The organism is Aeromonas sobria (genome assembly GCF_006243315.1).
Lineage (GTDB): Bacteria > Pseudomonadota > Gammaproteobacteria > Enterobacterales > Aeromonadaceae > Aeromonas > Aeromonas sobria_A.
Window position 1 is genome coordinate 12729 of sequence record NZ_NKWE01000020.1, and the last position, 24208, is coordinate 36936.

Annotated in this window: 18 protein-coding genes; 10 read left to right on the plus strand and 8 right to left on the minus strand. The window is 60.4% G+C overall.

Annotation, left to right across the window (positions count from 1 at the left end; genetic code table 11):
* Positions 1-199 precede the first annotated feature (199 nt).
* The 6 genes from CF137_RS05645 to CF137_RS05670 all read left to right on the plus strand — a co-directional run bounded on the left by CF137_RS05645 (position 200) and on the right by CF137_RS05670 (position 9746).
* A complete protein-coding gene (locus tag CF137_RS05645; protein ID WP_139718320.1) occupies positions 200-1240 on the plus strand; it encodes an FAD:protein FMN transferase in 1041 nt (346 codons plus the stop codon).
* Positions 1241-1413: 173 nt separating this feature from the next.
* Complete coding sequence (locus CF137_RS05650; protein ID WP_139718321.1) at positions 1414-3060, plus strand: tetratricopeptide repeat-containing response regulator; 1647 nt, start codon at positions 1414-1416, stop codon at positions 3058-3060.
* Positions 3061-3126: 66 nt separating this feature from the next.
* On the plus strand, positions 3127-4089 hold the full coding sequence (locus CF137_RS05655; RefSeq protein WP_139718322.1) for an ion channel: 963 nt from the start codon (positions 3127-3129) through the stop codon (positions 4087-4089).
* A 138-nt stretch (positions 4090-4227) separates the two neighbouring features.
* Complete coding sequence (gene xthA, locus CF137_RS05660; RefSeq protein WP_101324159.1) at positions 4228-5034, plus strand: exodeoxyribonuclease III; 807 nt, start codon at positions 4228-4230, stop codon at positions 5032-5034.
* 398 nt (positions 5035-5432) lie between these two features.
* Positions 5433-6632 (plus strand): efflux RND transporter periplasmic adaptor subunit, encoded by a 1200-nt coding sequence (locus CF137_RS05665; RefSeq protein ID WP_139718368.1) that lies wholly within the window; start codon positions 5433-5435, stop codon positions 6630-6632.
* 9 nt (positions 6633-6641) lie between these two features.
* Entirely contained in the window at positions 6642-9746 is a 3105-nt protein-coding gene (locus CF137_RS05670; RefSeq protein ID WP_139718323.1) for an efflux RND transporter permease subunit, read from the plus strand.
* Between the two features lie 56 nt (positions 9747-9802).
* Here the strand turns inward: CF137_RS05670 and CF137_RS05675 are convergent, their stop codons facing one another.
* The 3 genes from CF137_RS05675 to CF137_RS05685 all read right to left on the minus strand — a co-directional run bounded on the left by CF137_RS05675 (position 9803) and on the right by CF137_RS05685 (position 12732).
* The gene (locus tag CF137_RS05675; RefSeq protein ID WP_042018805.1) at positions 9803-10888 is read right to left on the minus strand and encodes an HlyD family secretion protein; all 1086 of its coding nucleotides are present in this window, start codon (positions 10886-10888) and stop codon (positions 9803-9805) included.
* Entirely contained in the window at positions 10885-11340 is a 456-nt protein-coding gene (locus CF137_RS05680) for a hypothetical protein (protein ID WP_101346555.1), read from the minus strand. The genes CF137_RS05675 and CF137_RS05680 overlap by 4 nt, the downstream gene beginning before the upstream one ends.
* A 186-nt stretch (positions 11341-11526) precedes the next feature.
* Positions 11527-12732: an OmpP1/FadL family transporter gene (locus tag CF137_RS05685; protein ID WP_139718324.1), complete on the minus strand. Its 1206-nt coding sequence runs from the start codon at positions 12730-12732 to the stop codon at positions 11527-11529.
* A gap of 408 nt (positions 12733-13140) precedes the next feature.
* Here CF137_RS05685 and CF137_RS05690 point away from each other — a divergent pair, with 408 nt between their 5' ends.
* The 4 genes from CF137_RS05690 (at position 13141) to CF137_RS05705 (ending at position 18973) form a co-directional block, all read left to right on the plus strand.
* A complete protein-coding gene (locus CF137_RS05690; protein WP_139718325.1) occupies positions 13141-13638 on the plus strand; it encodes a hypothetical protein in 498 nt (165 codons plus the stop codon).
* A gap of 302 nt (positions 13639-13940) precedes the next feature.
* Complete coding sequence (locus tag CF137_RS05695) at positions 13941-15473, plus strand: efflux RND transporter periplasmic adaptor subunit (RefSeq protein WP_162515861.1); 1533 nt, start codon at positions 13941-13943, stop codon at positions 15471-15473.
* Positions 15470-18586: an efflux RND transporter permease subunit gene (locus CF137_RS05700; protein WP_139718326.1), complete on the plus strand. Its 3117-nt coding sequence runs from the start codon at positions 15470-15472 to the stop codon at positions 18584-18586. The genes CF137_RS05695 and CF137_RS05700 overlap by 4 nt, the downstream gene beginning before the upstream one ends.
* 33 nt (positions 18587-18619) lie before the next feature.
* Positions 18620-18973, plus strand: coding sequence for a copper-binding protein (locus CF137_RS05705; protein WP_139718327.1), 354 nt, complete (start codon positions 18620-18622; stop codon positions 18971-18973).
* Positions 18974-19092: 119 nt separating this feature from the next.
* On the opposite strand, the gene CF137_RS05710 is transcribed toward CF137_RS05705, so the two are convergent.
* The 5 genes from CF137_RS05710 to CF137_RS05730 form a co-directional block, all read right to left on the minus strand.
* Complete coding sequence (locus CF137_RS05710) at positions 19093-20010, minus strand: ABC transporter substrate-binding protein (RefSeq protein WP_139718370.1); 918 nt, start codon at positions 20008-20010, stop codon at positions 19093-19095.
* 84 nt (positions 20011-20094) lie between these two features.
* Complete coding sequence (locus CF137_RS05715) at positions 20095-20898, minus strand: ABC transporter ATP-binding protein (protein ID WP_139718328.1); 804 nt, start codon at positions 20896-20898, stop codon at positions 20095-20097.
* Positions 20898-21935, minus strand: coding sequence for a FecCD family ABC transporter permease (locus CF137_RS05720; protein WP_139718329.1), 1038 nt, complete (start codon positions 21933-21935; stop codon positions 20898-20900). The genes CF137_RS05715 and CF137_RS05720 overlap by 1 nt, the downstream gene beginning before the upstream one ends.
* Before the next feature lie 7 nt (positions 21936-21942).
* Positions 21943-22959, minus strand: a complete 1017-nt coding sequence (locus CF137_RS05725) for a FecCD family ABC transporter permease (protein ID WP_139718330.1) — start codon at positions 22957-22959, stop codon at positions 21943-21945.
* A gap of 211 nt (positions 22960-23170) precedes the next feature.
* Positions 23171-23974, minus strand: a complete 804-nt coding sequence (locus tag CF137_RS05730; protein WP_139718331.1) for a siderophore-interacting protein — start codon at positions 23972-23974, stop codon at positions 23171-23173.
* Positions 23975-24208 lie beyond the last annotated feature (234 nt).

The window sequence follows — 24208 nt, forward strand, 5'->3', positions numbered from 1 at the left end:
GCCATGTCACCAGACTGTGCCGTACTCTTCGATCAGCATCCTCTGGATGGACGATACGATCCACTGCTGCCACAGGTTCAAAACTGTTTAATTTTTTCTGCCCTTTTCCCTCCGATTGTCCCCATCAGGGCTCGCCCGACGGGCGCCCCTTGGCTAAGCTAGCGCCCCGATATGAACCTTCTCCAGATGAGAGCGCCGGATGATTGCGATGACCCCCGTGGCGGCCCTGCGCGGCCTGCTGCTGACCCTGCTGCTGGCGCTGGCCGGCTGCCAGCCCACCCCGCCTGCCCAGACCCGTATTCAGGGCAAGACCATGGGCACCTACTATGTGGTGACCTTAAGCGATAGCTACCCCGGTGGGGAGCCCTCCCTCAAGCACGACGTAGAGAGCCTGCTGGCCCGGATGAACCAGGAGATCTCCACCTACGATCCGGGCTCGCTCATCTCCCGTTTCAATCAGGGGCCCGCCAACACCCCGTTTGCCATCCCGCCCGCCATGGCCATCATAGTCCAGCAGGGCATTGATGCCGGTAAGCTGACCAATGGCAAGCTGGATGTGACCGTGGGGCCTCTGGTCAATCTGTGGGGCTTTGGCCCGGACAAACGCCCGGTCAAGCGGCCCGATGAGGCAGCCATCGCCGCCGCCCGCCACAAGGTGGGCATCGACAAGCTGACCCTGACCCCGCAGGGGGATCACTTCCTGCTCGAAAAAACGATCCCGGATCTCTATCTCGACCTCTCCACCCTCGGCGAAGGGGCCGCCTCCGACGAGATTGCCGCCCAGCTCGAGCACAAGGGAGTGCACAACTACCTGATCGAAGTGGCCGGTGCGGTGCGCAGCAAGGGCAACAACAGCAAGGGCTCGCCATGGAGAGTGGCCATCGTCGAGCCGTCCGATCAGCCGGGGGCGTTTTCCGATATCGTCATCCCCAACGGCATGGCGCTCAGCACCGCGGGCAGCTATCGCAACTACTACGAGATGGATGGCCAGCGCTACTCCCATATCATCGACCCCGCCACTGGCCAGCCGGTCACCCACAAGCTGGTCTCGGCGAGCGTGATCACCCCGACCGCGCTGGAGGCCGACGCCCTCGATACCGCCCTGATGGTGATGGGGCCTGAAGCCGGGATGGCATTTGCCAAGCAGCACCAGCTGGCGGTCTATCTCATCATCAAGACAGAACAGGGATTCAAGGCCGAGTACACCCCGCAATTTGCCCCCTATTTGGCGAAAAACTGACAGAGAAGCGGGCAGAAAAACGCCAGTGAACAGAGGGCCCCGTCAGCGGGGCCTTCTCTTTGGATGCGTCGGAACATGAGGTCGTACGCAATCGACAACTTGGCCAATTGCCTCTTCGGGCGCTTTGGTGGCACACTTTCTCCCATCAGCCCGCAGCGCCTCGACCCAGACAGATGCAGACACCTGAACAAGAGCCAGAAAAAAAGAGCCCAGCCAAACCCCAACGCATTCTGATGGTCAATGAGCAGCGCTCGTTTCAGGTGATGATGAAGGCGATGCTGATCAATCTGGGTATCAGCAACATCACCTACTCCAATACTGCCGAGGACGCGCGACGCCGCTGCCAGAAGGGCAGTTTCGACATCTATCTCATCGATTACGATCTGGGGATCGGCGAAAATGGCCGCCAACTGCTGGAAAGTCTGCGCGACAAGAGCCTGATCCCGCCCCAGAGCGTGGTGATCATGGTGAGCGGCGACAGCTCTCGCGCCATGGTGCTGAGCGCGCTGGAGGCTGAACCCGACGAATACCTGATGAAGCCCTTCTCCCAGGAGCAGTTCTCGTTTCGCCTCAAACGTGCCCTCGCCCGGCACAACGCCTTGGCCACGGTTTTTACTGCACTGGCCGAGAACAACCTGCCTGCCCTGATCACCGCCTGCGCCGAGCGGGCCGATGCGGTGCCCCGCTTTGCCAACTACTGCCGCTGCCTGCAGGCCGATACCCACCTCAAGCTGGATCAGGCGCAGGAGGCCCGCTCCCTGATGCGCCAGCTGCTGGCCGGACAAGAAAATAGCTGGGCACGGTTAACCCTTGGCAAGGCGTGCAACACCCTTGGGCTCCATGAAGAGGCAGTCAGCCACCTGCAGGCGACCATCAAAAATACCCCGCTGATGGTGGAAGCTCATCGCTGGTTGGCGGAATCCCTGCTGGCCCTTGGCAATGGCGATCTGGCCCAGCAAGAACTCAGACGGGCGGTGGATATCTCCCCCCAGTCGGTACAGCTCTCCCGCCGTCTGGCAGAGGTCTGCCTGCAGCGCCACGACTACGCCCAGGCTAAAGATGTACTGCTTTCGCTCATCGACTTGTCGCGCAACTCCATCCACCGCACCCCCCACTATCTGGGGGCCTATATCCAGACATTGACCCTCTACGCCCTCAATAGCAACGACAGCTACCACATCGCCAACCTGCAAAAACAGGTCAACTCGGCCCTGTCGCGGATCCGCGATTCGCTGATGATGTCGGAGTTCAACTACCCGGTGTTCGAGCAGATCTGTCAGGCGCGGGTACAGATTGCACTGGGAGAGCTGCTCAAAGGCAAGAAGATGCTCTATCGCGCCAACCAGAACTGGCTTGATGAGCCGGCCACCATGCCCCCCGCCCTGCTCGGCGAAACCATCCTCGCCCTCTACCAGCTCGGCGAGTTCGAATATGCCGAGAGCCTGCAGAGCCTGCTGGCGGAGGATGAAGATCGGCTGCTCACCACCTGCATTCAGGCCACCCGGGATGACAAGACGGTGCTGGAGCGGCGCCAGCGCTATCAGCAGCTCAACGAGCTGGGGATCAAAGCCTATCAGGCCGGTGAGCTGGAACAGGCCCTCGGCCATTTCCGCGAGGCCCTGCGCCGCGCACCCGCCAATACCGGCGCGGCCCTCAACAAGATCCAGGTGTTGCTGCAACTGATGCAGAAAAACCGCAAGAGCCCGGAGTTTGGCGCCGAGTGCAAAGACACCCTGGACGTACTCGACGGCATCCCCCTCAACCCGGCCCAGCAGGAGCGTTTTCGCAAGCTGCGTCAGGAGTTTACCCAGCTCAGCTAAGTCGCCACCACGCCCCCTTTTCCCCGCCTATGCTGAAACCAGTTCGGCAATACGAGGGAAACGAAGATGGCGATGTGTCGTTATCTGGTGGCCGATGGCCGCCATTGCAGTGAAGAAGCCGGTGAGCACGATCTCTGCCACTGGCATGATCCCCATGCCAACCATCAGGAGGCTCACACCGCACAGGCGCTCGAACAGTATGTCCGCAGCGGCGGTCTCTGCCATGGCCTGCAACTGGCCAAGGCCAACTTGACCGGCCTAAATCTGGTGAGCAAGGATACCGATCAGGGCTTCCTGCTAGAGCAGTGCAACCTCTATCGCGCCAACCTGCGCGGTGGCCACCTCTACGGCCTGCGTATGAAAGGGGGCAGCATGATGAAGGCCGATCTGAGCGATGCCAACCTGCAGTGTGCCATCCTCGACGATGTCAACCTGCTCGGCATCCGCTGGCACAACACCCGACTCGACAACATGCAAACCGGCAAACGGGTGATGCAGGATCGCAAGGGGCGACGTGAGCGAGACCCCAAACAGGCGCGTGTCTGGTTCAAGGAGGCAGAAGAGACCTATCGGGATCTGCGCAAAGCCTCCGAGGCACAGGGCATCTTCACCATGTCCGGCAACTATATCCAGCAGGAGCTCACCATGCGCCGGCTGCAACTGCCGTTCTGGTCGGCCCAGCGCTTCACCTCCTGGATCGTTGATCTGTTCTGCGGCTATGGCGAGGCCCCGATGCGGGTGGTGCTGTTCTCCCTGCTGCTTATCTTTATCTGCAGCATTTTTTACTTCTTCTTTGGCCTGAACTTTCAGGGCGAGTACCTCATCTATCAACCCAATGCGCCCTTCGAGCAAAATGCCATTTTCCTGCTCGAATGCCTCTACTACAGCGTGGTGACCTTCACCACTCTGGGCTATGGCGACTTCACTCCGGTCGGCCTCTCAAGGATTTTCGCCGCCTTCGAGGCCTTTACCGGCAGCTTTACACTGGCACTGTTTGTGGTGGTGTTTGTCAAGAAGATGACCCGCTAAGTCAGGGGGAGCATTTTCGGTACACATGCCGGCTGGGTTGGCGCTATTTCAGCGCTGGCCCTTGTGCCCCGGAACTTGCATCCACCGCAGATTCCGAGTCCAATAGCGGCTTATAAAAATGACATGAGCATCCCGAACATGAAAATCATCTCTTTCAATATCAACGGCCTGCGCGCACGCCTTCATCAATTGCAAGCCATCATCGACAAGCACCAGCCCGATGTGATCGGCCTGCAAGAGATAAAAGTACACGATGAAGCCTTCCCGCTAGCCGACGTAGAAGCCATGGGCTATCACGTTGAGTTTCACGGCCAGAAGGCCCACTACGGGGTGGCAATCATGAGTAAAAAGAAGCCGGTCAAGGTGGAAAAGGGCTTTCCCACCGATGACGACGATGCCCAGCGCCGGATGATCATTGCCACTTTCGAACGCGAAGATGGCTCCCTCATCAAGGTGATGAATGGCTACTTCCCGCAGGGTGAAAGCCAGGATCACGAGACCAAGTTCCCGGCCAAGCAGAAATTCTATGAGGATTTGCAGCGCTATCTGGAGACCAACCACACCCCGGATGACCCGCTGGTGTTGATCGGAGATGTGAATATCTCCCCCACCGATCTCGACATCGGCATCGGCGAGGCAAATCGCAAGCGCTGGCTGCGGGATGGCAAGTGCTCTTTCCTGCCCATTGAGCGCGAATGGATGGAGCGGTTGAAAGGGTTTGGCCTCACCGATACCTTCCGCGCCGCCAACCCCACCGAGTGCGAACGCTTCTCCTGGTTTGACTACCGCTCCAAGGGTTTTGACGAGAACCGCGGCCTGCGCATCGACCTCATCATGGCCTCCGACGCCCTCAAAGACACGGTCACCGAGACCGGTATCGACTACGAGCTGCGCGGCATCGAGAAACCCTCCGACCACGCCCCCATCTGGGCCTGCTTTGCCTGATGCGGCGCAAGGTTAACCCGAGATCCACCGTTCGGTGCATCGCTGCGGTTAACAACGCTAAAACAACCTGAACCCCATGAAAAGGTGCCTAACGGCACCTTTTTATGCAAACAAGTATGCATGATGTGGCGATCTCAGCCAACACCAGCAGAACGGTTCCCCGTCACTGGCGGCTCTCAGCCAGGCAGTGTCATGCACTCTAAAATCGGAAAAAGACATGAGTTGCTCGCAAACCGTCAACCCAAATTGCCATACCGAGCAGCTTGGGTTCAGGTTACCCCCCTATGATCCTTGATTCCCCTCATAAATAAGTTGTTTTTTTTATCATGAAGTTAATGATGTGTATGGAACAACGCGCTGAACGCAGCCACCGGGATAGATCCAACAGGAGTTTGATGATGCAAGTGCCTAATACAGGACGAAATAATTACCAACGCAGCTTGCTGACCCTGGCGCTGATTGGCGGCCTCACCGCCTGCGGCGGCGAGACGACCCAGACGGCCCAGACCATGCCTGCCGTCCCTGTGGTGGTCGCCGAAGCCACCCTGACCGATGTGCCACTGACCACCGAGATGGTGGGCGAGACCGCCGGTTTTCGCGAGATTGATGTGCGCTCCCGGGTCAGTGGCATCCTGCTTAAGCGCACCTATGTGGAAGGTCAGCCGGTCACCGCTGGTCAGGAGCTATTTGTGATCGACCCCGAGCCCTACAAGGTAGCGCTGGAGCAGGCCAAGGGTTCTCTGGCACAGGAGCAGGCCCGTCTCAACAAGGCCCGCGCCGATCGGGATCGCATCATTCCGTTGTTCAAACGTCAGGTGGTGAGCCGCAAAGATTATGATGACACCATCGCCAATTACGAAGGTGCTATCGCCAGCCTGCAAGCGGTTCAGGCCAAGGTGAAAGAGGCAGAGCTCAACCTCAGCTACACCCAGGTGACCGCCCCCATCAACGGTATGGCGAGCAAGAGTTCCCAGTCCGAGGGGAGCCTCATCTCCACCAGCGGCGACAACGGCCTGCTCACTACCATCACCCAGTTTGATCCGCTCTACGTCAACTTCTCCTACTCGGAGCAGGATCGCCTCAAGTTCGAGAACTCGGTGAAGAAAGGGGTGATTGAGGCGATGGATGCCACCACCTGGCGCACCCATATTCGTCTGGCCGATGGCTCCCTCTACCCGGAGGCGGGCAAGCTCAACTTCTCCGACAATCGGGTCGATCCCCAGACCGGCACCATCCGTGCCAGAGCCATCTTTGACAATAAAGAAGGGGCGCTGCTGCCCGGCCAGTTTGTTCGTATGACCATTGATCTCGGTTTGCGCAAAAATGCCATCGTGGTCCCCCAACGTGCCATCGTTCAGTCTCAGGCAGATCGCATGATGATGGTGCTGGATGCCGACAACAAAGTGATCCCCCGACCAGTCAAGCTGGGTCAGGTGGTCAGCGAGGGCGTACTGATCGACAGCGGCCTCAATGCCGGTGACCGCTATATCGTCGAAGGCTTGATGAAGGCACGACCCGGTGCCGTGGTCAAACCTGTCTCTGCCGACGAAATGAAGGCCATCACCACCAAGGTGATCAGCCAGTCTGCGGCCAAATAAGGAGCGCGTATGTTTTCCAAGTTCTTCATTGATCGCCCCATCTTCGCCAGCGTGATTTCGATCATTATCGTGCTGGGCGGGTTGGCGGCGATGCGCGCGCTCCCCATCGAGCAATATCCCCAGATCACCCCGCCGGTGGTCTCGGTCACAGCGTTTTATCCCGGCGCAACCCCCGAGGTGATCTCCCAGACAGTGGCGGCGCCGCTGGAGCAGCAGATCAACGGTGTGGAGCGGATGATCTATATGCAGTCCGGTTCAGCCTCCAATGGCCAGATGAACCTCAACGTCTACTTCGAGATCGGCACCGATCCGGATCAGGCCACCATCAACGTCAACAACCGGGTCTCGGCCGCCATGGCCCAATTGCCGGAAGAGGTGAAGAAGCAGGGGGTGACGGTAAAGAAGAAATCGACCTCCATCCTGCAGGTGGTGACGCTGCAATCCCCAGACGGGGCATTTGATACCACCTATCTGTCAAACTACGCCCTACTCAACATCATCGACGAGCTCAAGCGGATTCCCGGCATCGGTGATACCACCCTGTTTGGCGGTACCGACTATGCGATGCGGATCTGGCTGCGGCCGGATCGACTGGCCCAGCTCGAGCTCACCCCGAGCGATGTGATCGGCGCCATCCGTGAGCAGAACACCCAGTTCGCGGCAGGCAAGATCGGTGCTCAACCCACCACTGCCCCCATCGACTTCACCTACACGGTGCAGACCAAAGGGCGCCTTGAGGATGTCACCGAGTTCCAGAACATCATCGTCCGCTCCATGCCCGATGGTTCCAAGATCCGGGTTCGCGATGTCGCTCGGGTCGAACTGGGTGGCAAGGATTATGATCTGGTGGCCCGCGCCAATGGCAAACCGGCCATCGGTATTGCTACCTATCTGCAACCGGGCGCCAACGCCGTTGCCGTTGCCGATGCGGTGCATGCCACCATGGAGCGACTCAAGGAGCGCTTCCCGCAGGATATCGAGTACCAGATCCCCTACGACACCACCGAGTTCGTGAAGATCTCCATCGAAGAGGTAGTCCACACCCTGTTCGAGGCGATCGTGCTGGTGTTTGTGGTGGTCTACCTGTTCCTGCAGAACTTCCGCGCCACCCTGATCCCCTGTATCGCGGTGCCGGTGTCGCTGATCGGGACCTTCGCCGGCATGCTGGTGCTCGGTTTCTCCATCAACCTGCTGACCCTGTTCGGCATGGTGCTCGCCATCGGTATCGTGGTGGATGACGCCATCGTGGTGCTCGAAAACGTCGAGCGGATCATGAGCGAGAAGAAGTGCTCGCCCAAAGAGGCCGCCATCCTCGCCATGCAGGAGGTCTCCGGCCCGGTAGTCGCCATCGTGCTGGTGCTCTGTGCCGTGTTCTTGCCGGTCGCCTTTATGGGTGGTATGACGGGGGTGATGTACAAGCAGTTCGCCATCACAGTCGCGGTCTCGGTCGCTATTTCCGGTCTGGTGGCACTGACCCTCTCCCCAGCCCTGTGTGCCGTACTGCTCAAAGAGGGGCACCACAAACCGGCCCGCTTCTTCGTCTGGTTCAACAACAGTTTTGACAAGCTGACCAACCGCTACGTACGCGGGGTAGCGTTCCTCAACCGCCGGGTGGGCGTAGCATTCAGCATCATTGCCGTACTGCTGATCTCCATCTACGCGCTCTTCCTCAAAGTACCGGGCGAGCTGGTACCGAACGAAGATCAGGGCTATCTCATCTCCGCCGTTATGCTGCCGGATGCCGCCTCCATGAGTCGTACCCAGGCAGTGGCTGAAAAATTCGACCAGATTGCCATGGCCAACCCGAATGTGAAGGATGTGATCACCTTCTCGGGCTTTGACATTCTCTCCAACGCCATCATCAGCAACAGTGGTATGACCTTCATTACCCTGAAGGACTGGAGCGAGCGTCAGGGTGCCGGGCAGGACTCCTTCTCGCTGGCCAAGACCTTCCAGGGCATGAGCCTGATGGGGCTGGCTGATGGCTTTGTCGCCTCATTCAACCCGCCACCCATTCAGGGAATGTCCACCACCGGTGGCCTCGAAGCCTATCTGCAAAACCGTGGCACCGGCAACGCCCAGGCCTTCTCCGGCGAAGTGGAGCGCTTCCTGGAGGCAGCCAAACAACGACCGGAGTTTGCCAGCGTCACCACCACCTACCGCGCCAACGTGCCGCAGGTCTATCTGGACCTGGATCGCGAAAAGGCCAAGGCATTGGGGCTGCCGATCAACGCGGTGTTTGACACCATGCAGGCCACCTTCGGTCAGGTCTATGTCAACGACTTCAACCAGTTCGGCCGCACCTACCGGGTGCAGTTGCAGTCCGAGGCAGACTACCGCGCCAAGAAGAGCGACATCCGCAACGTCTATGTCCGCTCAGACAAGGGTGAGATGATCCCGCTCAGCAGTCTGGTCACGGTGCGTGATGCCACCGGCCCCGAACTGGTGGAGCGCTTCAACATCTTCCAGGCCGCCAAGATCATGGCCCAGCCCGCCCCCGGCTACAGCTCGGGTCAAGCCATCGCAGCGCTGGAAGAGGTCGCCAATGAAGCTCTTGGCAACGATGCCAAGCTGGAGTGGACCGGTGCCGCCTATCAGGAGAAAGCGGCCGCAGGCAGCGCCGGCACCGCATTCGGCTTTGGTATCGTGATGATCTTCCTCATCCTGGCTGCCCAGTACGAACGCTGGAGCCTGCCGTTTGCGGTGATCACCGCCGTGCCGTTCGCCCTGTTCGGCGCCCTGCTCGCCACCTGGGCAGTGGGTCTGACCAACAACGTCTACTTCCAGATCGGGTTGGTAACCCTGGTGGGCCTTGCCGCCAAGAACGCCATCCTGATCGTGGAGTTTGCGGTGATGAAGCACGAAGAGGGGATGAGCCTCATCGAGTCGGCACTGGAGGCGGCGCGCCTGCGTTTCCGCCCCATCGTGATGACCTCGCTCGCCTTCATCCTCGGCTGTGTGCCGCTGGTCACCTCCAGCGGGGCCGGTGCGGCAAGCCGTCACGCCCTCGGCTGGCCGGTCATCGGCGGCATGCTGGCGGCCACCTTTATCGCCATCTTCTTTATTCCGCTGTTCTTCCGGCTCATCATGGGCCGCTCGGAAAAACAGTCCTGACCTGCCCGTTTACCCTGACTTGGCCCCTCCTTCACGGAGGGGCTTTTTTTTGCAAATCACATGGCAAACAGATAGGCCTTCATCGCCTTGAGCCGCACGGTCGCCCCGCCGATGATGTCAATAAAGCCGAGCAATGGATGCGGCTTGTGTGCCGAGATCCAGGCCGAACCCGTGGCCCCGATGGGCAGCACCACACCATCTGGCTCCAGCATATCGAGGATCACGGTGCGACCATGGCTGGACATGTTGTTGCCCACATGCTGGCGCACATGCTGATCCCCTTGCATCGCCGTCAGCTGGGCTTCACCGGTACCGGTACGCACTGAATGCACTCGCGCCCGGAAGATCCGCCCCGGATAGGCATCCACATAGAACTCGGCAAACTGGCCCGGCTCAATGGCACGGTAGCTCTGATCCGGTATCCGGAACTCGAGGAACTTGCGCGAGGTGTCGTAGAGGTGCATGTTGCCGGTGCGCGAACCGTTGGCCAGATTGACCACCGACACCTGACCGTCGAACGGCGCGCGGATCACCTTCTCTTCGTTGCGACGCTCCTGCAAAGCCAGCTCGGTTTCCAGGTTCAACACCTGGGAGCCGATGATTTTCAGCTTGGCCTCACTGGCACTCAACTGCGCCACATCACCATCGATCTGGGCCTGCAGCTGGTCACGACTCTGGATGCTGGAGTAGTTACCCAGCTGGGTCAGCCGCGCCAACTCCTTGCGATTGAGGGTCAGCCGCGACTGGATCGCCTGTTGCTGACTGAGCTCGGCAACGCTCTGGGCCTGCTGGGCGGTAATCTGGTGGCTCAGGGCTTGCGCCTTGCCGTCACTCTCCCAGTTGGCGAGGGTATAGATGGGCTGTCCCCGCTTCACCTGCTGGTTATGAACAACGTGGATTTGATCTATCTGATGAAACTGATTGGTACCCAACAAAGGACCCAGTACGGCATGGGGTGCCTTGACCGTCGCCGAATCGGTAAAATCTACCGGCGCCAAATGGCGGGAGGTCGTCAGCAAGCCAAGCGCCAACAAGGCACCAATGGCGGTGCTCCAGAAGCCGGTCTTGAGGTTCCAGGGCAACACATTCAACTTCACCAGCAGCCAGACAATCAGGATATAGGGCAGCAGTATCTCTTTCATGATGTCTCCCCCTGCTGACGACCACGACGAATGCCATGACCAATGATCTGGCTCACCCGCTCGCCCAGCACATCCCAGCGGGCAAAGGCGATGATGATGGCCAGTACCCACCAGGTCTTGTCAATAAACAGGCCGCACAGCGACAAGGCAAACACCAGAGTGATATGCACCGACTCGGACAATTTGGCACGATGTACCGCAATTTCATGCAGTTGCCACAACAGATGGACCAGATAGAGCACCACGTAAAGGGTAATGACGGTGATCACCCCCATAAACAGCTCGGAATCAAGTAACACCATGATGGCTGGCACGCCGTGATTAAACTGAGCCGCATCCACCGGATAGATCTGAGCCCCTTTTGAGAAGAACAGCACCAGTGCAACCGTGATCAGGATGAACGCCAGGCGCCAGAGCCAGCGAACGAACAGGGATGAGTGAGGGGATGACATTATCTGTTGCTCCTCGTAAACAGGGTATCCAACAAGCACGTCTTGATGACGGCAGATTTAAATCGGCAGATAGCCGCTAACAAGCGGGTCAGCAATCGGCACAGTGCGAATGCTCACACGTTGCAGGCTGACACCTGAGTATCATGCGCAAGCCCCCAACCAGTGGGGGCTTGCTTAACGAGCGATTTAGAACTGGTGTTGCACACCGATATTGAAGAAATTGAGGTAACTGTTGTTGTAGGTGCCGGAAATTTCCGGGCGAATAGGCCCGCCATCGTGATGAACCGCCATATCCCCCAGCCAGGCCAGGGTATAGCTGGCTTCCAGCTTGGTGGCCGGGCTCAGCTGATAGCTGGCACCCAGCCCCCAGCGCCAACCTTCTCCCATCGGCAGGTTGACGGTACGGTGAGCATCGTCCACGGCGCTGCTGTCATAGGCAATACCGCTGCTCAGACGCAGGGCCGGGCTCACATCGAACTGGGTACCCAGGCTGAGATGCCAGGTATCCTTGTAGTGCATATCGATGGTCTGGTTACCAACAACAGATGCAACATCGATATCACCAAAACGGGACCACTGCTGCCAGTTGGCGCTGGCCAGCAGGGCCCACTGGTCATTAAGCTGATGATAACCACTCAGGGTCACCGTCTGCGGGATCATCATATCCACACCCAAACCACCGAGACGACTCAGGGGGGCATTAGAGAACAGCTGATCTTCCAGCTCCCACTTCAGTTCGGAGAAGTAGCTCAGGCCAATGCGAGAGTGCTGATCCAGCTCGTAAAGCACCCCGAAGGAGGCGCCATAAGCCCAGTCGCTATCGGAAAACTCGCGCCCCTGCAGAGGATTGCTACCAATCGCTGCAACCTCCAGTGAGGACTCCAGCGCCCCATGCATAGCGATCAGGCTGGCACCCACCGACCAGTTGGAGTCGATGCGATACGCCAGGCTCGGGGCAAAGGCGATACCGGTCAGCTTGGCGGACTGGACGTAGCTATGACCATCCCAACCATCACCATAATCGATACCCAGACCATGGCTGCCAAACATACCGAAACCGGCCACCCACTGATCATTAATGGCATGGGTCAGATAAAAGCTGCCCAGCGGCGCTGTCTGCAGCGCATTGCCGCCGTTGTTGCCACCCTTGTCCAGATCCAGTTCAAGGTCGCCGTATACCACACCGCCATTGACTTGCAGTTGGGTGCCTTCGAGCCTGGTCATACCGGCCGGGTTGCTTGCGATGGTCTCTGCTCCCTGAGCACGGGCAGCAGCCCCTGCGTTAGCCAGTGCACTGTTGGCGGTGCTGGTTTCGTAGAGGGCAAGGCCGCCAGCCATTGCTGATGGACTCAGCAAGGCAGCAAGCATCAGCGACAGCAGTCGTTGCTGCATTTCGATACTCCTGAATAAATGAACAAAAGGGGCACCCGACAGGGAGTGCATATCAACAATCACATCTAGCGTATTTGGCTATCAGCCTCTGGCAACCTGACGGCGTGATGCTCGCTCGTTGCTGGCTCCCCGCCATTGCAAAGCTTGGCAAGCATGTGGTGTGACCCGTCCTGCGGCGATAAACGCCAGCAACGAGATGACGGGACATCACTCAATAGCGGAAACTGACAGGGGCGCATCCTAAAGGCAGGATGCAGTAACGTCATTAGAGTTGGGGATACGCCATGATTAAGCATTACTTAATGATAAGGCCGTAATAACCCGCTCTTCTTGTACGTTTTATGCCATTGACCTTCACCTCGTAGTAAGGTTTACAGTCCTGCTATCTGATCCCGAAGGATATCCGGATTGTCACTCACCCAGCTCGCTGCAAGATTGCCCTCAGTTGCGTTGGCCCGGCTATTGCTGGCGCTGCTGCTTATCTGCAATCTGACCCTCTGCATCAGCTGGCATGGGGCGCAACAAGCGCTCGACGCCTCATCCCGGCAAACGGCCTCCCTCTCCCATAACATGGCGATGAGCAGCGGCGAGATGGCCGCACCAATGGCCATGATGGATCACCAAAACAGCAGCGCCACCCTCTCCTGCCATCAGGGGATGGGAGATGAGGCCGCCATGGGCGGTGAGTGCCAGATGCAGACTGGCATCTCGGCAGCTACCAGCGTCCTGCCACTATTTGGCATGCTGATTTCTCTTTTTATCTTGCCGCTGTTGCTGCTGCCCTCTCTGGGGGCGACCAGCCATCGGCTCGATCTCTGGCTGCGGGATCCCTTCCTGCGCAGCCGTGGTTCTCACCCTCCCTCTTGGCCGCGCCGACATCTGATGCTGTCGGTGCTGCGCCACTAGAACGATCTTCTGCCGTGCATGGGGCAAGGCTCACCTTGCCCCTATCTGCACACCTTTATCGCTTGACCCTGTGACCACTGGCCCCGCCAGCAACAGGGAGCCGTGCGTCTGCTGACTCGTTAGCAACGCCCCGTTTGCCGCCAGCCCCTTTGGTGATGCCTTGCACCTCACCCGCCCGGCGGCCTGCACAAGAGAAGACGTATCATGTCACCAGCCAGCTTTTCACCCACCAAGGTTGCGGCCTTCGCGGGGGCATTACCCTCCTGCACTTTCTGCATGCAGATCCGCGCCGGAGGCCTGTTATGAACAAGACAGTCCTGATGTCAGCCCTGCTGCTCGCCCTCGGCGCCGGTGGCGGCTACTGGGCCGCCAAACAGAGCACCGATGGCACCAGCGCCAAAGAGAAAGCGCCCCTTTACTGGGTCAACCCCATGGATCCCCGCGACAAGCGCGATGCCCCTGCCAAAGACAACATGGGGATGGACTTTATCCCCGTCTATCAGGAGCAGAAAAACGGCTCACCGGGCACCGTCACCATCAGCCCCGAGATCCAGCAGAACCTGGGGGTGCGGCTGGCCAAGGTGGAGAAGCTGCCTATCCACCAGCAGATTGAGACCGTGGGTTACGTCGGCTATGACGAAGATCGGCTGGAGGCCATCAACGCCCGCATGGCGGGCTGGATCCGCACCCTCGCTATCAAGAGCGAAGGACAGAGGGTCACCAAGGGGAGCCTCATCTATGAGCTCTACGCACCGGATCTGGTCAACGCCCAACACGAATACCTGCTGGCGCTCAACACGGCCAACCCTTTGCTACTGCGCGCCGCCGAGGGCAAGCTTAAATCCCTGCAGGTGCCGGCGGATCAAATTGCCACCCTCAAGCGCAGCCGTCAGGTGCGCGAAACCATCAGCATCTACGCCCCCAGCAGCGGTTATGTCTCTGAGCTCAAGGTGCGCGAGGGGCAGTATGTGGAGCCCGCCGCCGCCCTGTTCAACATCAGCACCCTCAAGCAGGTGTGGGTCAGCGCCGAGGTGTTCGAACGCCAGGCCGCCCAGCTGAAAGTGGGGGATCCGGTCACCATGACCCTCGACTACGCCCCGAGCCGCAGTTGGCAAGGTAAGGTGGATTACCTCTACCCAACCCTGGATGCCGCTACTCGCACCCTCAAGGTGCGGCTGCGCTTTGACAATCCGGATGAGTTTTTGAAACCCAATATGTTCGCCAAGGTGGCCATTCGCACTGGCAAAGGAGAACCGCAGCTGGTGGTGCCGAGCGAAGCGGTGATCCGCACCGGCAGTCAGGATCGGCTGGTGCTGGCGCTGGGGGATGGCAACTTCAAGTCGGTGGCCGTCACCCTCGGCCCCCAGTTTGGCGACAAGGTGGCCATCAAGGCGGGGGTAGAGGCGGGTGACAGCATAGTCAGTTCGGCCCAGTTCCTGCTCGATTCCGAATCGGCCATCGATTCGGACTTCCAGCGTATGACGGCGCTGCGCCCGGCGCAGGTGTGGACCCAAGGGACTGTACAGAGCATCGATCTGGCCAGCCGCACCCTGATGGTGGCCCACCAACCGATCCCCGAGTGGCAGTGGCCCGCCATGGAGATGGAATTTACCGTGGCGGATGACGTGGACATTTCCCTGCTCGCCGCAGGACAAACCCTCCATCTGCAGGTGATACAGGAGGGGGATGAGTACCGCATCACCACCATTCATCAGGAGCAGGCGCCGGCAAGCGGCGATGCCACCAAACCTGCGGCAGATGAGATGGAAAAGATGGAAGGCATGGACCATAGCCAGCATCAGATGGCGATGCCCAAGATGGAGAAGAAGTCATGATCCCTTCCATCATTCGCTGGTCCGTGGGCAACCGCTTTCTGGTGCTGCTGTTGACCGTCATGCTCACCGCCTGGGGACTCTGGTCGGTCAAGCAGACTCCGGTGGATGCCCTGCCGGATCTCTCCGACGTGCAGGTGATCATCAAGACCTCCTACCCGGGGCAGGCGCCCCAGGTGGTGGAGGATCAGGTGACCTACCCGCTCACCACCGCCATGCTGGCGGTGCCGGGAGCGACCACGGTGCGCGGCTACTCCTTCTTCGGTGACTCCTTCGTCTATGTGCTGTTTGACGACAACACCGACCTCTACTGGGCCCGCGCCCGGGTGCTGGAGTATTTGAGTCAGGTGGCCCCCAATCTGCCCGCCTCTGCCCGCCCCCAGCTCGGCCCGGATGCCACCGGGGTGGGCTGGGTCTACCAGTACGCGCTGGTGGACAGAACCGGTAAGCATGACTTGAGCGAGCTCACCTCGCTGCAGAACTGGTTCCTCAAGTACGAGCTGCAAACCGTCAATGGCGTCTCCGAAGTGGCCACCGTCGGCGGCATGGTGCGCCAGTATCAGGTACGGGTCGATCCGGACAAGCTGCGCGCCTACGGCATCCCGATCTCTCTTATCGAGACCGCCATCAAGCAGGGCAATCAGGAGACCGGCGCCTCCGTCATCGAGATGGCGGAAGCGGAGTACATGGTGCGATCCAATGGCTATCTGAATAGCGTCGAAGACCTCAAGCGGATCCCTCTTGGTACCAATGTGCGCGGCGCCCCGCTGCTGCTGGGGGATGTGGCGGATGTGGTCACCGGCCCCCAGATGCGGCGCGGCATTGCCGAGCTCAACGGCGAAGGGGAAGTGGTGGGCGGCATCATTGTGATGCGCTACGGCGAGAATGCCCAGCACACCATCGACGGGGTCAAGGCGCGGCTGGCGGAGCTGAAAAGCAGCCTGCCGGAAGGGGTGGAGATCGTCACAGTGTACGATCGATCCGACCTGATCCAGCGCGCCATCGACAACCTCTCCGGCAAGCTGCTGGAGGAGTTCGCGGTGGTGGTACTGGTCTGCCTCGCCTTCCTGTTCCACCTGCGCTCGTCGCTGGTGGTGGTCATCACCCTGCCCATCGCCATTCTGGTGGCCTTTATCGTGATGCACCTGCAGGGGATCAACGCCAACATCATGTCGCTGGGGGGCATTGCCATCGCCATCGGCGCCATGGTGGATGGCGCCATTGTGATGATCGAGAACGTCCACAAGCATATGGAGCGGGAGGCGCTCACCGACAAGAACCGCTGGCGCATCATCACCGAGGCGAGCATCGAGGTGGGACCCGCCATCTTCTTCTCCCTGCTGATCATCACCATGAGTTTTTTGCCGGTGTTTGCACTGGAGGCGCAGGAGGGGCGGATGTTCCATCCGCTCGCCTACACCAAAACCTACGCCATGGCAGCCGCCGCCGCGCTCGCCATCACGCTGGTGCCGGTGATCATGGGCTACTTTATCCGCGGCAAGGTGCTGGCTGAGCAGGCCAACCCTCTCAACCGTGGCTTGAGCCAGGCTTATATCCCGCTGCTCAAGGCTGTACTGGCACGCCCGAAAACCACCCTGATGCTGGCGGCGGTGGTGACGGTAGTGGGCTTCTGGCCGCTCAAGTATCTGGGCTCCGAGTTTATTCCGCCGCTCGATGAGGGGGACATCATGTATATGCCCACCACCGCGGCCAATATTTCGGTGGGCAAGGCGCGGGAGATCCTGCAGCAGACCGACAAGCTGATTCGCACCGTGCCCGAGGTGCAGAACGTGTTCGGCAAGGCGGGGCGCGCCGAATCGGCCACTGACCCCGCCGATCTGGTGATGATGGAGACCAGCATCCAGCTTAAACCGCGCGACCAGTGGCGCCCCGGCATGACCCCGGAGAAGCTGAAAGAGGAGCTCGACGCTCTCATTCGCTTCCCCGGCCTCACCAACGCCTGGGTGCCCCCCATCAAGACCCGCATCGACATGCTGGCGACCGGTATCAAGACCCCGGTCGGCATCAAGATTGCGGGGCCAGACCTAAAGGTCATTCAAGGGCTCGGCCAGCAGCTTGAGCAGATCGTCGGCAAGGTGGAGGGGGCAGCCTCCGTCTACGCCGAGCGGGTGGCCGGTGGCCGCTACGTGAAGGTGGATATCGACCGGCTGAAAGCGGCTCGCTACGGCCTCAACATCGCCGATGTGCAGGCGGTGCTTGCCACCGCAGTGGGCGGCATGGAGGTAGGCCAGACCATCGAGGGGCGCGAGCGCTACCCCATCAACCTGCGCTACCCCCAGAGCTATCGCGACTCGGTGGCGAGCCTGGAGCTGCTGCCGGTAGTCACTCCAAGCGGTGCGCGCATCGCCCTGGCGGACGTAGCGCGGGTCTACATCAGCGACGAAGCCCCCATGCTGCGCAGCGAGAACGCGCGGCTCAACGGCTGGGTCTACGTCGATATTCGCGACCGCGACATCGGCTCTTTTGTCGCGCAGGCCAAGGCCGAGGTAGGCAAGCAGCTGATCCTGCCAGCAGGCTACGCCCTCACCTGGTCCGGCCAATACGAGTACATGGAGCGGGCCAAGGCGCGCCTCGCCTACGTGGTGCCATTAACCGTCGCCATTATCGTACTGCTGCTCTATCTGGCGTTTCGCCGTGTTCAGGAGGTGCTGCTCATTCTCACCACCTTGCCGCTGGCGGTGGTGGGCGGGATCTGGACCCTCTGGCTGCTCGATTTCAACCTCTCGGTGGCGGTCGGGGTGGGCTTTATCGCTCTGGCGGGGGTGGCGGTGGAGACCGGCGTCTTGATGCTGGTCTACCTCAACCACGCCTGGGACGATCTCGTTGCCAGCGGCAAGACGGACAAGGCGGGCCTGCATCGGGCGGTGATCCACGGCGCCGCCCTGCGCCTGCGCCCCAAGATGATGACGGTGGTGACCATCATCGCCGGCCTGTTGCCCATCATGTGGAGCCACGGTACCGGCTCCGAGGTGATGCAGCGCATCGCCGCGCCCATGATCGGCGGCATGGTGAGCGCGCTGGTGCTGACCCTGCTGGTGCTGCCTGCCGCCTACTACCTGTGGCGCAGCCAAAGCCTTGGCAAGCATGCCGACTAAACAACACATTTGAATCAATCACGAGGAACAACCATGAACTACAAGACAGTTGCCATCACATTGCTGTTCGGCTTTGCCACCCACACCGGCCTGCAAGCCGAAGAGATGATGCACCATCAAGGGCACGATATGAGTCAGATGGGTGAGATGAGCGAACAGGCCGAAATGGTGATGACCAAGGGAGTCATTACCCGCCTCGATGAGGGGAGCGGCAAGGTCGGCATCAAGCACGAGGCGATCGAGAATCTCAAGATGCCCGCCATGACCATGGTCTTTCGAGTGGCAGACCCGGCCCAGCTCAAAGGGCTTAAGGTGGGGGATGCCATCCACTTCCACGCAGAAAGCCTGAGCGGCAAGCTCACCGTGACCGCCATCAAGCCGCAATAAACGGCTCTGACTTGCCGAAGAAGTCGCGGCAGATAGTGACAACGCAAGAGGGAGGCATCAGCCTCCCTCTTCTTTTGGTCAATCTTTTCGTGTGGTCAACCTCAAGTGCGCAATGGCGCTCAGCTGCGGGTTGTCAGCAACTGCTCCACATCCTCAATCACCTTGAGGGCCGCCTGCGGGCCGCCGCTGGAGGTCCAGAGCGACCCATCGACCGCGTTAAAGCGCTTGGCCTTGATCACCGGCAGTTGCTGGAACGCCGGGGTCTGCTCTGCCTGACCCATGGCATCGACCGCATCACCGGTGGCGCTCAGGGTGCCGATCACCAGCCAGTCGGCATCCAGCAGGTTGAGGGACTCCAGACTGAGCGCTGGTGAGTGGGGGGCACCCGTGCCCTGCTGCTTGCCCGGACGCACCAGCCCCATCGACTCCACTACGCTGCTGGCAAAGGTTCCCTGATACATAAAGCTCGGCCCCTTGGGGTTCCAGCGCACTATGCTGATGCTCTCCCCTTGGTGCTTGGCCAGCTTGCTGCGAGCATGGGCCAACCGCTCGGCATACTGCAGCAAGAAGGCATCAGCTTGCTGGTCGCGGTTAAGGGTGTGGGCGGTGCGGCGGAAACTATCTTGCCACGACTCCCCCCACTTGCTGGTGACCACAGTCGGCGCGATCTCGCCCAGCAAGGTCAGCAACTCGGGACGGGTCTGGCCGGTCAGGATAAGGTCAGGCTCCAGCGCAATCAGCGACTCCAGATTGGGGCTGTCGAGATCACCGATCACCTGGATCCCCATGCCCGCCTTGTCCAGCAAATAGCGGGGCAAGCTGGGTTGACCACGGCCATTGACGGCGCCGATGGGGGTCAGCCCCAGGGTCAGGGTGCTGTCGAGTTCGAGCTCGCTCAACACCACCACCCGCTGCGGCTTGACCGGCACCTGCACTTTTTGGCCAAACGCATCGGTCACTTCACGCATCTCCTGCGCCTGAACCAGCGGGGCGGCCAGCATCAGGATGGCTGCTGCCAGGGAGGCAAAACGCTTCATCATCTCACTCCTTCTCGTTGCGCGGCCCGGATAATCGGCCGCGTGGACACACTCTTCGAGCCTACCGATGCAGGCCCATATGACTCAGCTCACCGAACGCAGGGCACGGCCATGCTCATGACGACGGGGCACGATAATGGGCGCCCCGTCACCGGGGGCATGCAGAATGTCGACACTGGTCTGGTAGAGCTGGTCGATCAGGGATTTGGTCACTACCTCCCGAGCCGGGCCCATGGCGGCAATGGTGCCCTCGCCGATGGCGATCAGCTCGTCGCAGTAACGAGCCGCCATCGCCAGATCGTGGATCACCAGCAACACGGTTTTGCCCTCGGCGGTGATGCGGTGGATTGCCTCCATCACCTCGGTCTGGTGACCGATATCGAGGGCACTGGTGGGCTCGTCAAGCAGCACCATGTCGCTGTCCTGCGCCAGGATCATCGCCAGCCAAGCCCGCTGCGCCTGCCCGCCGGAGAGCGACGCAGCGCTCTGCTGCCAGATGCTTTCAAGCTGCATCCGCTCGCAGGCGCTACGCACCATGCGGGCATCCTCCTCGCCCCACTGATTGAACCAGCCCTGATGGGGATGGCGGCCATACTGCACCAGCTGCTCCACCAGAATGCCGGCAGGCAGGGTCGGCCGCTGGGGCAGATAGGCGAGCTCCCGCGCCAGCCCCTTCATGGGGTAGCTGGCGAGCGGCTTGCCTTTGAGCAGGATCTCGCCGCTTTGGGCTCTCATCTGGCCGGATAGCAGCTTGAGCAGGGTCGATTTGCCGCAGCCGTTGGGGCCGACGATCCCCACCAGCTTGCCCCTCGGCACGCTGAAGGAGATATCCCGCAGGATGGGGGTCTGCTGATAGGCGAAGTGGAGGCGATTTACGGTGAGCGTCATCAGTCAGCCCTCTGGCGATCGTTAACAAGAAGAAACAGCAGCAACAGGCCGCCGAGAATGCGGGTCATGATGCCGGTCGCCACCTCGTGGGGGCTGGCCAGCACCCGAACCAGGGTATCGCTGGCAAGCAGCAGCAGGGCGCCGCTGAGTGCCGCCAGCCAGAGCGGCACCACCCGGTCTTTCACCAGCCAGGAGGCAAGAATGGGGGCCGCCATGGCGATAAAGACCACGGGGCCGCCGATGGCAGTGCCGAGCGCAGCCACCAGAATGGCCTGCGCCAGAATGCCCAGTTGCACCCGATCGCCGTTGACGCCAAGCCCTCTGGCCATCTCGGGGCCAAAGCGCAGCACCGCCAGCGAGCGGGAGAGATAGACAATCCAGGGGCAGAGCAGCAGCAACAGGATGGCGATGGGGGTAATGGTGCTGTAACCCACGGCGATAAAGCTGCCCATGTTCCACAGATAGAGGGAGCTCAGGTGCAGCAAAGCCTGAGTGGACATCACGAACTGGCCGAGCGCCTCGAACAGCTCGGAAAGACCGATGCCGATCACCACGAACAGATAGCCCTGCTCACCCGGTTTGCGGCAGAGGGCATAGAGCACCAGCGCCGCGAAGATGGCACCGATGGGGGCCGCCCACCAGGGCCAGCTGCCCACGGTCAGATAGAGGGAGAAGATGATGATGGCAAGAGAGGCGCCGTTGTTGACCCCCACCATGTCGGGAGTAGCCAGCCGGTTGCGCACCAGGGTCTGCACCAGACAGCCGGAGAGCCCCATGGCGGCACCAGCGACCACGACCCCAAAGATGCGCGGCAGCCGGATCTTGAACAGGGTGAGCTGCTCAAGCCGTGACCCCTCCCCCAGCAGGGTGTTGACCACGCCCGCAAAGCCGAGCTTGCCGCTGCCAACGCTCAGGGCCAGCAGACCCAGCGCCAACAGCGCCACGGCCAGCAGCGCCAGCCAGCGCCAGCTCGGCAGATGGAGCAACAAAGAGCGGTTGCCTGCCCGCAGGCAGAGCATATCGGTAGATGTACGCATCAGCCCCTCACTTGACGGTCAGCAGGGTACGAAAGCCCCCGCGATGAACGATGGCGATCAGCACAGGCGCGCCGATCAGGGCCAGAATGACCCCGTTGGGCAGCTCGAACGGCTGGATCAGCCAGCGCGCCAGAATGTCCGCCAACAGCAGAAACAGCATGCCGAACAGGGCGGAGAAACAGACCTGCACCGACAGTTTCACTGGCTCCACCAATCGGCCACAGTAGGCGGCCAGAAAACCGACAAAGCCGATGGGACCGGCGATGGCGATGGCACTGGCGGTAAACAGGGTGGCGGCCAACAGCACGCCAATTCGCACCCGGTTGGGGCGGATCCCCAGCGCCTGGGCCTGACTGTCCCCCATCTGCATCAGGGTCAGCTGGCGACAGAGCAGCAAAGTGATGACAAACGCCGCCAACACGAAGGGCAGCACGGCGACGATGGCGTCGAGATTAGCCGCCGACAGGGAGCCGAGGTTCCAGAAGCGGTACTGCTCCAGCACCATCTTGTTGGAGAGCAGCAGAAAGCTGGAGAGACCGCCGAAGGTGGCGGAGAGTGCCACCCCGACCAGAATGAGCTTGAGCGGGTTGGAGCGGCCAATCATCATGCCGAGCCCCAACACAATCACGTTGCCGAGCAGCGCACCGAGTCCAGCCCAGAGCAGATAACCGTAGGCGGACTCAACACCAAACCAGGTGAGCCCCACCACCAGCGCAAAGACGGCCCCGGCGTTGACGCCGAGCAGGCCGGGCTCCGCCAGCGGGTTACGGGTCGCGCTCTGCAACAAAGACGCAGCCAGAGATAAAGAGGCACCGACCACTATGGCACAGAGGGTGCGCGGCAGTCGCAAGGTATTGAGCACCATGGCGAGCTTCTCGTCGTCAGCCCAGCGGGCATCCCCCATCAGGTAGCCGAGCACCTCGCGGGCACCATAGACGCCGGCACCGGTGGCGAGCGAAAGAGAAAGCAGTATGAACAGGAGGAACAATCCCAGCCAGAACAGCGAGGTCTGGTCTCTAAGCACCCTTTAACTCCTTATGGTGGCAATGCCATGTTGTTGAAATAAAAGCCGTCACCCGAGGTGATGCCGTGGCAACCACGGAAGCCCGCCTGCGCGGGCCTCCGCTCAGCCATCAATAACAAAAACGCCGTGCCGACTGACATCGGGACGGCGCAATACTAAATGCAAATCATTTTTATTTGCAAGAATAAAGCGGGTATTCTTTCGTATCCGCTCAATTATCCATCACATCGTGGCGAGTCTGGTGATAGGCCTCTTCACTCTTGCCCCGGCGCCAGTAAGGCACGGCGTAGAGCGACTGACGATCCACCTCGAGCACGGAACGAAAATGGCGGCGCAGCGGCAGCACCAGCGCCTCTTCCCCACCCAGCCAGAAGAAGCCGCCATCGCGCACCAGCGGCAGAGCAATCACATGCTCCAGCAAGCCGCTGGACTCGGGCTCGCCGACAAACCAGTGACAACGCATGCCAACCGGCAGTGTCAACGGCTGAGCATCGGCCTGATCCGGCACCAGTATGGCGATCTCCCCTCTGGCATCGGCAGGCATCACCTCGCACATCGCCATGATGGCGGGCAAGGCGGTGAGATCCCCCACCAAACAGTAGTGATAAGCCGGTTGCAGCATGGGGTTGGGGCCACCCGGCCCGGAGAGGATCACTTTGTCCCCCGGTTTTGCCTCGCAGGCAAAGGCGCTGGCTGGCCCGCTGTCACCGTGCAGCACAAAGTCGATGTCAATTTCCTGCTCGTCGCGGCGAAACGCGCGGATGGTGTAGGTGCGGATCACCGGCTTGTCTGCAGGATTGCTCCAGCGCGGGCCACTCGGGGTCATGGTGGGCAACACTGGCTCCACCTGATGGGGCTGGGCCAGCATCACCTTGATATGGGCCCCGCCGCAGGTAAAGGGATAGTCAGCCAACTCGCTGCCACCAAAGGTGATGCGGCGCAAATGGGGGGTGATCTGGGCAACGGCTTTGACGGTCAGCAGACGGGGACGATTGGGAGGCAGAGATGGGGACACGATGAGGCTCCTCGTTGAGTGTATCGCCCATGCTACACGCAAATAGGAATCACTATCAAATAAGATTATTTCTCGTCTAATAGGAACAGGTAGGATTCAAAAATCACCAACCACTACCGCCAATACCCGAACACAGAAATGGGCTTTATGCACGCTAGCCCCATGATTGGGCAAAGAAAGCGGCCGGACAACGCCACGGTCACAAAGGGTTCCATTTGCTTATTTCGACCATAG